8 protein-coding genes and 1 tRNA gene are annotated in these 10117 nt (G+C 62.6%); 8 read left to right on the top strand and 1 reads right to left on the bottom strand.

Annotation, left to right across the window (positions count from 1 at the left end):
- Nucleotides 1-45: 45 nt before the first annotated feature.
- Nucleotides 46-1155, bottom strand: a complete 1110-nt coding sequence (gene serC, locus RMN95_RS05710) for a phosphoserine transaminase (protein ID WP_309615982.1) — start codon at nt 1153-1155, stop codon at nt 46-48.
- Nucleotides 1156-1195: 40 nt separating this feature from the next.
- Between serC and RMN95_RS05715 the strand changes: the two genes are divergently transcribed.
- From RMN95_RS05715 to drmD, 8 genes are all read left to right on the top strand, one after another.
- Complete coding sequence (locus tag RMN95_RS05715; protein ID WP_309615983.1) at nt 1196-1888, top strand: metal-dependent transcriptional regulator; 693 nt, start codon at nt 1196-1198, stop codon at nt 1886-1888.
- Between the two features lie 345 nt (nt 1889-2233).
- Nucleotides 2234-2731, top strand: coding sequence for an HNH endonuclease (locus tag RMN95_RS05720; RefSeq protein ID WP_309615990.1), 498 nt, complete (start codon nt 2234-2236; stop codon nt 2729-2731).
- 83 nt (nt 2732-2814) lie between these two features.
- A complete protein-coding gene (locus tag RMN95_RS05725; protein WP_309615984.1) occupies nt 2815-3717 on the top strand; it encodes a CHAP domain-containing protein in 903 nt (300 codons plus the stop codon).
- 109 nt (nt 3718-3826) lie between these two features.
- On the top strand, nt 3827-4939 hold the full coding sequence (locus RMN95_RS05730) for a CHAP domain-containing protein (protein WP_309615985.1): 1113 nt from the start codon (nt 3827-3829) through the stop codon (nt 4937-4939).
- A gap of 13 nt (nt 4940-4952) precedes the next feature.
- Nucleotides 4953-5024, top strand: a tRNA-Arg gene (locus tag RMN95_RS05735).
- 460 nt (nt 5025-5484) lie between these two features.
- The gene (locus tag RMN95_RS05740) at nt 5485-6423 is read left to right on the top strand and encodes a hypothetical protein (RefSeq protein WP_309615986.1); all 939 of its coding nucleotides are present in this window, start codon (nt 5485-5487) and stop codon (nt 6421-6423) included.
- 435 nt (nt 6424-6858) lie between these two features.
- Nucleotides 6859-8019, top strand: coding sequence for a DNA (cytosine-5-)-methyltransferase (locus tag RMN95_RS05745; RefSeq protein WP_309615987.1), 1161 nt, complete (start codon nt 6859-6861; stop codon nt 8017-8019).
- 60 nt (nt 8020-8079) lie between these two features.
- A partial coding sequence (gene drmD, locus RMN95_RS05750; RefSeq protein ID WP_309615988.1) for a DISARM system SNF2-like helicase DrmD occupies nt 8080-10117 on the top strand: 2038 nt, incomplete at its 3' end.

The raw sequence follows: 10117 nt of genomic DNA on the forward strand, positions 1-10117 counted from the left end.
TCTAGTCGCGCGGGTAGACAGCCGTGTCATCCTCTCGAATGATCCTCAGTGATTCTCCACTACATATTCGATCGAGGAAATCAGCTGGCGCACATCGGCGGGGTCGATTGCCACGAAGGTGGCGACGCGCAGCTGGTTGCGTCCGAGCTTGCGATACGGCTCGGTGTCGAGAATTCCGTTGGCCCGCAGGGTGGTGGCGATGGCCGCGGCATCCACTGCGTCATCGAAGTCGATGGTAACGACCACCTGCGACCGGTGCGAGAGCTCGGCGACGAAGGGCGTCGCGTAGGTCGATGCCTCAGCCCAGTCGTAGAGCGCGCTCGACGATTCGAGGGTGCGGGAGTGGGCCCAGGCGAGGCCGCCGTTGCCGTTGATCCAGTCGATCTGGTTCTCGAGCAGCAGCAGAGTGGAGAGGGCCGGGGTGTTGAGGGTCTGGTTGAGTCGCGAGTTGTCGACGGCATTCTTGATCGACAGGAATTCGGGGATGTAGCGGCCCGATGCCGCGATCTGCTCGACACGTTCGAGGGCGGCGTGAGAAAAGAGCGCGAACCAGAGCCCGCCGTCGGAGGCGAAATTCTTCTGCGGCGCGAAGTAGTAGACATCGGCCTGCCCGGCATCGAAGTCGATTCCGCCGGCCGCCGAGGTGGCGTCGATGACGGTCAGCGCGCCGGGCGCCGCGACCCTGGCGACGGGGGCCATCACGCCGGTGGATGTCTCGTTCTGAGGCCAGGCGTAGATGTCGACTCCGTCGACGATCTCGACTTCGGCGCGGGAGCCGGCTGCCGCGGTGATCACGTGCGGTGCGTCGAGGAACGGGGCGGCTGCGGATGCCGCGAATTTGGAGCCGAACTCGCCGAAGACCAGGTTCTGGCTGCGTGTGCTGATCAGTGAGAACGCCGCGGCATCCCAGAATGCGGTCGAACCGCCGTTGCCCATCACCACCTCGTATCCGTCCGGGAGGCGGAACAGGTCTGCAAGCCCGGTGCGCACCCGGCCCACGAGGTTTTTCACGGGGGCCTGCCGGTGCGAGGTGCCCATCAGCGCGGCTCCGGCGCCAGCCAGGTAGTCGAGTTGCTCGTGCCGGACTTTGGATGGGCCACAACCGAAGCGACCGTCGGCGGGCAGTAGGTCAGCGGGAATCATCAGGCCGGGCATGCGACCAATCCTATTGTCGGCATCCGGTTAGTCTGGGTGCATGACCGATCTCGTGGACACGACCGAGATGTACCTGCGCACCATTCTTGACCTCGAAGAAGAGCACATCGTGCCACTGCGTGCGCGCATTTCGGAGCGACTCGGCCATTCGGGCCCCACGGTGTCGCAGACGATCGGTCGAATGGAGCGCGACGGCCTTGTCGTGGTTGAGGGCGATCGCCACCTGGAGCTCACGCACGAGGGCCGCAGCCGTGCCATCCACGTGATGCGCAAGCACCGATTGGCCGAACGACTGCTCGCCGATGTGATCGGGCTCGATTGGGCCTTCGTGCACGACGAGGCCTGTCGTTGGGAGCACGTGATGAGTGAGCAAGTCGAGCGTCGCCTGCTCGAAATGCTGGATCATCCCACCGAGAGCCCCTACGGCAACCCGATTCCGGGTTTGGAGGAGCTCGGTGATCCGCCGGCTCCCGCGTTCATGGACGGCGTGATCAGTCTTGTGGATGCCGTCGGCACCGCCGGCGAGACCATCACGTCGGTCATCCGTCGACTGGGTGAGCCCGTGCAGTTCGAACCCGAACTGTTGCAGCAGTTGCAGGCCGCGGGGGTACTGCCGGGAGCCATGGCGTCGATTTCGGCCGCAGGGTCGTATGTCTTCGTGCAGGTGGAGGGATTCGGCGATGGGCTTGAGCTTCCGAACGAGGTCGCGGTGCACATCTTTGTTGCCCGATAGCAGTTGCCAACTGAGAAGTGCCTCCTCATAAGCGGCCGCTGAAAAGCGCCTGCTGAAGCGCTGTGCCGCGCACGGCGGCTCGGTATTTTCGGGGTAGCCTGAAGCTCTGGGAGTTCACCAGTGAACCGGAGAGTCGAATGTCGAGTGAGTGCACCATCCAAACCGTGGATGCGCGTGCCCACTTCTACATACGACACAGCAGTGAGCGGTGTGCGATAACTCGCGTCCGTATCCTTTAGGCATTGTCTTACGACAGTGCCTTTTGTGTTTTCTGCCCCTCTCCACTCGTGACCACCAGAGCGTTGGAAGCCTGCAAGCCGTGCAGGCACTTTCGAGAGGATGACCGTGCGGACCCTGGTGTTGAATGCGGGCTATGAGCCGCTCGCTATCGTGTCGTTCAAGCGAGCTCTCGTGCTCGTCATGAACCAGAAGGCGACGATCATCGCCGCGGATGTGGAGCATCCCGTTTGGGCGGCCGCCGGGGCCTGGGATCGCCCCTCGGTGATCATCCTGCGCAACTATGTGCGCATCCCGAGTGGACGGCATATGCCGGTATCGCGGCGCGGTGTGCTTCGTCGCGATAACCACCGCTGCGGCTACTGTGCCGGCACGGCGAGCACGATCGATCATGTGATGCCTCGATCGCGGGGTGGCAAAGACAGCTGGGAGAACCTGGTGGCCTGCTGCCTGCGCTGTAACAACCTCAAGGGTGACCGCACGCCGGGCGAGATGGGCTGGAATCTGCGGATGACGCCGCGACCGCCGCACGGCACAGGTTGGCTCATAAGGGGTGTTGAGAAGGCCCTTCCTGATTGGGAGGAGTATCTTGCGCCCGCTGCATAGTTGTTACCGGTTTGTGATAAAAAGTGGACATGGGTCGGCACCTCGGGTAACGTCGTCTGCGTTGTAACACCCGAGAGGTATACGTGACTGAGGTTAACTTGACGAAATCCAGTGAACTGGATCTTTCGGTCAACCCAGATTCACCGCTCTCAGGACACACTTCTCGAGGCAGGCGTTCGGCCGTGCGCAGGGCCGCGACAGTGCGCACTGCCGCGACAGCCCGCACGGCCGAGTCAGCCCGCACGGCCGAGTCAGCCCGCACTGCACGGCCGGCGCGAACCACACATAAGCACCCGGCTGCCGTGCTGTTCACCATGCTCGCCGTGGGGGGAATGTTCGGCGTGATGGGCCTTCCCGCCTACGCCGTCAACCCCACAGACGCCGCGGGCGCACCCGAGGCCAGCAGCCTCCCCGCGCAGTCTTTCGTGGCCAATGCGGACGCCACGATCTCGGCCGCTCGCGATGGCTTCACGGCGACCACCCCCGAAGAGTTGTCCGCCGCGAAGTTGGCGGCAGAGCAACTCGCCACCCAACAGACCTCCGCTGCGGCTCGCGTCAGAAACTACGTGTACACAGATCCGGGCCCACGCCAGGCCGGCGACGACTACCCGTTCTCGGGGATGGGCGAAGGCCTCTCGCCGCTGCGCTACTACATGGGCGAGTGCGTCGACTTCGTGGCCTGGCGCCTCAACCGTGACGCCGGATCGACCTCCGCCCCGTTCAAGTGGGACTGGTCGACTCTCACTCCGGGTGGCGGAAGCGCCAACTCCTGGACGAGCGCGTGGGAAAACCACGGCTGGCCGATTAGCAGCACCCCCGTCGCCGGCGCGGTCGCCGTGACCGGATACATGCATGTCGCCTACGTCAAAGAGGTTCTCGGTGACGGCACCGTGCTTCTCGAGGAGTACAACTACGGCGGATACCACCAGTACGGCCAGCGCGTCATTTCGGCGGGAAGCGCAACCTACCTCTACCCCCCGGGGTGACCCCCACTTACCTCCTACTTAGCTGTGATGACAAGACTTGTTGCGGCGTTTGCCCTAGCGTCGCTCAGGTCTGAAATACCCGAAGGAATTTTATAACGTGGTCGATGTCATGCCATCCGGCTCTCTGGGTGACCTGTTTGGGGATGACCTGTTCGGCACGGTTGCCCCCGAGCGCGCCGTGCCCGCCGATGCACCGGTGACCCCTCCGCAGTACGCGAGTCGTCGCGAGCTACGTGAGGCCGAGGCGAGGGCCTCCGCCGCGGTAGCCGCGGTGGCCGTGACTCCGGTGGCCGTGACCCCGGTTGTGGTCGCCACGACGGTGTCGTTCTCGGGGGCCCCGGGTGGCGCGGCAACCGCAGCGGCGCTATCGGTGTCGCTTCCGGATTTCTCGGCCGGCGGCATCCAGATTCAGGCATCGTCAATTCAGGATGCGCCCAGCGTCACCACCACCCGACGCAGGCGCGCGGTCAACTCTCGCAAGCTGCGAGCGGCCGAGGTTCGCCGCATGCATGCCGTCGCACCGAAAGCCGCCCGCAAGCATCCCCTCAGCGTGCTGGCAACAATGGCTGTCGTCGGCGGGCTGTTTGCCGTCGCAGGCCTCCCCGCATACGCACTCACCAACCCCGAGACCGCGGCTGGCCCCGATACGGCGGTGGGCCAGTCAATGGTGGTCAGCGCGAAGTCTGCTCCGATCGCTGCGGTGCGCGATGGCTACGAGGCGACCACGCCCGAGGAGATCGCCGCGGCCACCAAGGATGACGTGCGGGCGGGCAATAACGCGAAGTACCTGGCCTCCGGTGCCCGTGAGCTGGGCGACGATTACCCGTGGCCGTACGAGCTGGGCGAGGAGCAGGGCGGCGGCCTGTCGGTGCTGAACTATTACTACCGCCAGTGCACCGACTTCGTCGCGTGGCGAATCAACCGCGATGCCGGCTCGTTCAAGGCCCCGTTCAAGTGGGTCTGGTCGAACCTGACGCCCACCGGCGGCAACGCCAGCCAGTGGAAGTACGCCTGGGAGAAGAAGGGCTGGCCGGTCAGCAACGTTCCCACCGTGGGCGCCGTCGCGTGGTTCGGCTCGTCTAACCACGTCGCCTACGTGAAGCAGGTTATCGACGGCGGCTTTGTCGTCATCGAGGAGTACAACTACGTGCAGAGCGTCTACGGCCAGCGCACGATCCCCACCTCCACGGTAGAGGCGTTCCTGGGCGCCCCAGTCGGCTAAACTTCCGATACCAGCCTCTGTAGCTCAATGGAAGAGCAGTTCCGTCCTAAGGAAACGGTTGGGGGTTCGAGTCCCTCCAGGGGCACGAATGAGAAGTAGCCCCACCGAGTGTGGGGCTTTCTCATTTGAGCCACCGGGCTGCTTGTCATTCGTGCCCATGGGTGGCCCCTCGAATCGCGGGGGTCCCCGACCGCGCAGTCCGTCACATCGTGCCTGACGCGGACGTGATGGATGCGCGCTACCGCGCGATGTGTCGGCGGCTCGGGTGGGGCGTCGAGTCCCTCCAGGGGCACCAGCGCCGACACGCCGACATACTGACTGCCCCCTGAAAGTTGTACGTCTGAGCACGCCGGAAAGTAATCGGCGTATTCGAAGACGCCAAACTCGCAAAGCTCCTGGAGCTGATCGGGCGAGGTCTACATCTGGTGGCAATATTGCGTGACACCAAGAATGACGGTTTTAGGAGCAACTTATCGGAGATCGTGGTTTGCTGAAGTGGATTTCAGAGTTTTCGAGCCATAGTCAACACCAATAAGCTGTTCGATGTGTCAGCGACTCAACCACGAATCCAGCGTTTCGGCGACCTCAAATATTTTTTCGCGTGGGAGACATTTGCTGTCGTAGTGGGGACGGCCGTTCTGGGTGTTCTCGAACTCGGATTGGTGCCGCGGGCTTGGCCGTTGACAGGCTGGCTAACCGACTGGAAGTGGATTGTCTTCTTAGTTGCAGTTCTATTGATTATCATTCCCCCGGCCGTAGCCAAAGGAACTTTGCACCTGAGGAGTCGAGATCAGAGCGCGAAGAAGAATGCGGAGCTTTCGGCAGCGTTGACTGCTATCCACTCTCGGACTTCGAATCTTGTGTCAAAAGTTAGGGAGTCCGGCCGGGGTGAGGCGACGGGGGCCTATGCGCACCACTCGGTCAAGGAGTGCCAAGCATACTTTGCCGCACGTCGCACAGTAGGTGGACGCTCTGTCGACCACTCCGGCGTCCACATCGAGGTGGCTTACTATGGCCTCACGATGAAGCAAGGCGGCGCAAAACTCGAGCGAAAGAGCTTCACCTCGGATGACCCTAATACTCCCAGACCTACCATCTCGACGAGGGGTACGCCGCGGAGTAAGAAACTGGTGGAGGCGATCATGCAGGGCGAGATTGTTTGGGAACCCGATCTGCGTAACTCCAATATCTCGGAGGTGTTTGGGATCACTTCCGACAATGCTGACATGTATTCCGCCGCGTTAGCTGTTCCAGTTCATAGAGATAGAGCCGGGCAGCGAGGGGTTGCAGGGATGCTGTTCGTGACTACATCAGATAGCGACACCTTGCTAAGGTCGGACGAGCCGTTAATTCGCGCCTATGCATGGTTCCTCGCAGTAGCAATGGCGCTTGACGATAACATCTCGAACGCTCGTAGTTCAGTGCCCCACATTATCGTTGCGGCGGCGTACACTGACGCGAACAACACTGGAGGCGCGGAATGATCGGGTTCAGGCCAAACAATGACCAAGAAAGTAAAGATTCGACGAAGCCGGATGAGGACGCAGGTGAAGTGAACTTCGAGGCCCTCTGGGACAAGCTCCTGGACCTCTCTTCACCAGAAGTTCGAGACGCCTACTACGACCATGATCACAAACATCGGTCCTGAACGCGACTCAAGTTCAGCACGGGGCTGTGAACCGACAATTGCCGATTCAAACATGCTCTATGTCTTCGATAATTGCCGCGAGAGCGTGCGGTCCGACGTAGGTGCTCTTTCGAGTCTGCCAATCTCGTAGGGCCTCCAGGCCGGTTGCAGAGCTGCGTGTGAAGACCCGACAGCGGACCCTGCCCATGTCCCGTGCGCCATAACTGCGGAAATTTAACATCGTTGAAGCGCCTCCTCCTTCGTGTCTTGCTCCCTCTGACATACTCGAGCTATGCATCCCGAGACACCGGTCCTGAGCCTATTCTCTGGCATCGGCGGATTCGAGCTCGGCTTTCGAAAAGCCGGCTTCAGCGGCGAAATCCATGCTTACGAGAACTGGGTCGCAGCTCGTTCGGTCCTTAAGCACCGGCTTCCCGGTGCCACTCTTCATGAAGACGTGCGGGGCATCCCAGCCGACTTGCACAACGCCGAGATCGTTTTCGGAGGGTTCCCCTGCACTGACCTGTCACAGGCGGGAAAGCAGGCGGGTATCGAGGGATCGGCTTCGGGTTTGATCCTAGGTGTTCTGGAAGCCGTCGAAAAGGCTCGTCCCGAATGGGTCCTGCTCGAGAACGTGCCCAATATGCTCTGGCTCAAGCAGGGCAACGCGATGGATGTCATCACAGGCGCCCTCTCGACGGCTGGTTACAAGTGGGCATATCGCATGCTGGACGCTCAGCACTTCGGTGTTGCGCAACGGCGCAAGAGGGTCTTCATCCTCGCGAGCCTGCACCACGATCCAGCGCTCGTGCTCTTCCGCGATCGCGACAGCCCGGAGCGTGCAGCCGGGCCGATCAGCACGGTGCGTGCCGAAGCCAATGGTTTCTACTGGACCGAAGGCAACCGCGGCGTCGGGTGGGGAGCGGGAGTGGTCCCGACCATCAAGGGCTCTACTACCGCGGGCATCCCCAGTTCGCCGGCCGTGTGGATCCCGGGCGCCGAACCCGACCTCAGGTTCAGGACTCCTTCGATCGAGTCCCTGGAGATGCTTCAAGGCTTCAGGGCCGGGTGGACCAAGGCGGCTCCGACCCGAGATCGGTGGAAGCTCGTCGGCAACGCTGTAGCAGTTCCGGTCGTCCGCTGGATCGCTGACGGGCTGCGAGCCTACGACACGCTTACGCCTGTGGGACTGGACGCGCGTCTTTCGAAGTCAGCCGGATGGGAGTGGGCAGGTGTGTCCGTCGGGTCCGGTCGAGCTACCGGAAAGATACCGACCCGCCTGAGCACGGGCTCGCTTCCCAGACGTCATTCGCTTGCCCGCTTGCTCCAGACGCGAGGGTCGCATCCCCTGTCCTCCGGGGCGGCGCGCGGGTTCTCTGGGCGTCTTGGTCGGAGTCGTCTGTCTTACGACCACCAATTCATGGAAGACCTCGTCGACTACTCACGTACTTAGTTGTCCGGGGCATCGTGTAAAAAGTGACATGAGCTTGTTTTCTTATGGCCGGGGGAGCGAATGGCAACTGAAATGACAGGGCGTGTCGAGACGCCAACGGCAGAGGTGCCGGAGGTAGGTCAGCTCGCGAGCGTCCGTGGAGCCAAGTGGATCGTCACCGATGTCTCGCAGCAGGCGCTCCGGCGCTCCAGTGCAGATGACGGCGCAGCAGAGCTCCAGCACGCCGTTTCACTGCAGTCGATCGAGGAAGAGCGCTACGGTCGCGAGCTCACAGTGGTCTGGGAACTCGAACCGGGCCGCGGCGTCATCCTCGAGCAAGGCCTCCCCATCACGATCGATCCGGCTCGCATCGACGACCCCACCACATTCGCCGCGTACGTCGACGCCCTTCGCTGGGGTGCGCTGACATCCGCTGACGCGCGGACGCTGCAGGCTCCGTTCCGCAGCAGCGCGACAGTGGAGGCCTACCAGCTCGAACCGCTCCGCCGCGCCCTTGAGGCACCTCGAGCAAACCTGCTTCTCGCCGATGACGTCGGCCTCGGGAAGACGGTCGAGGCGGGCCTCGTTGTTCAGGAGCTGCTTCTCCGCCATCGTGCTCGCTCGGTGATCATCGTGTGTCCCGCGGGCCTGGTCATCAAATGGAAAGAGGAAATGTCCGAGAAGTTCGGGCTGACCTTCGAAGTAATTAACTCCAACACAATGCGCGACTTCCGACGTCGGTTCGGCGTCCATGCCAACCCGTTCGTCGTATTCCCGCGCGTCATCGTCTCGATGTCCTGGCTCCCGTCCCCGCGAGCTGAGCGTCTGCTGCGTGATGTGTACGCGCGCGCTGACGACAAGCGCATCGCCGACCGATATGCCTTTGACATCGTCATCATCGACGAGGCACACCATGTTGCCCCCGCAACTCCGTCGCGTGGCGGCAGCGACACGAACCGATACGCGGTCGACAGCCAGCGAACGGTTGCCGTTCGCGAACTCGCGCGGCGCTGTAAACATCGACTGTTCCTGAGTGCCACTCCCCATAATGGCTACACCGAGTCATTCACCGCGCTCTTGGAGATGGTCGACCCGCAGCGCTTCGCACGAGGCGCCGACCTCGACCCACAGGCACTGGCTCAGGTGGCGGTGCGGCGGCTGAAGAAGGATCTCCCAGGCGAGGGCTTCAAACTCCGCGAAGTGCACGCGATGTTGTTCCAACCGAGCGCAGACGAGTCCGAAGCCTACGACCGGCTGATCGCGTTCACGACGCGGCGCAACCAGGCTGTCAAAGCTGACAAGGGCAAGCGTGCCGCCGACCTGGCGACGCTGATTCTGAAGAAACGGTTTTTCTCCTCGCCGACCGCGTTCGCCGCGACAGCAGAGACGTACCTCGCCACACGGTTGCGCGGTGATGATGACGTCGACATCCCCGACTACGACGAAGTCCTTGGCGATGAGGCATCCGATGAAGAAGAAGGCCGCACCGAGCAGCCAGAGTTGGAGGCGCTCCGCAGCGCCAAGCGCGCGCAGGTCCCGTTGACGGCCGAGGATGTCACCGATCTCGAGTGGCTCATCGACTGGGGCTCGCGCTATGCGTCACTGCCGGACACGAAACTGCAGGCGCTCATCGACCAGATCCGAGCGCAGTTGCTCGCACCCGACGGCACCTGGCTGGACGGGCGTCTCGTGATCTTCACCGAGTACGTCGCCACGCTTCATTGGATCCGCGACGTGCTCAACGCATTCGATCTCGGGGGCGATCGGCTCGCGATGATCGAGGGGGCGACAGACGCCGACGAGCGCGAACTCGTCCGCGTGCGCTTCACCGAGGACCCGTCGAAAGACCCGGTCCGTATCCTCCTTGCCACGGATGCAGCAGGCGAGGGTATCGACCTGCAGACGCACTGCCACAGACTGGTCAGCTTTGACATCCCCTTCAACCCGAATCGGCTCGAGCAGCGCATCGGACGCATCGACCGATACGGGCAAACTGAGCGCCCGCAGATCTACCATCCCGACCCAGAAGACAAGTCCGCTAATGCATCGAGCTACGCACGCGACACCGACTACCTCGCCCGCGTCGCTCGCAAGATATCGCGCGTGCAGGAAGACCTCG

The organism is Salinibacterium sp. (assembly GCF_031364185.1).
In the GTDB taxonomy this organism is placed as follows: domain Bacteria; phylum Actinomycetota; class Actinomycetes; order Actinomycetales; family Microbacteriaceae; genus Rhodoglobus.

What these genes read in the sequence shown, in the direction of transcription:
- RMN95_RS05715 (WP_309615983.1), top strand. Translation starts at nt 1,196, where the DNA reads ATGACCGATCTCGTGGACACGACCGAGATGTACCTGCGCACCATTCTT.
- RMN95_RS05730 (WP_309615985.1), top strand. Translation starts at nt 3,827, where the DNA reads ATGCCATCCGGCTCTCTGGGTGACCTGTTTGGGGATGACCTGTTCGGC.
- RMN95_RS05745 (WP_309615987.1), top strand. Translation starts at nt 6,859, where the DNA reads ATGCATCCCGAGACACCGGTCCTGAGCCTATTCTCTGGCATCGGCGGA.
- serC (WP_309615982.1), bottom strand. Translation starts at nt 1,155, where the DNA reads ATGCCCGGCCTGATGATTCCCGCTGACCTACTGCCCGCCGACGGTCGC.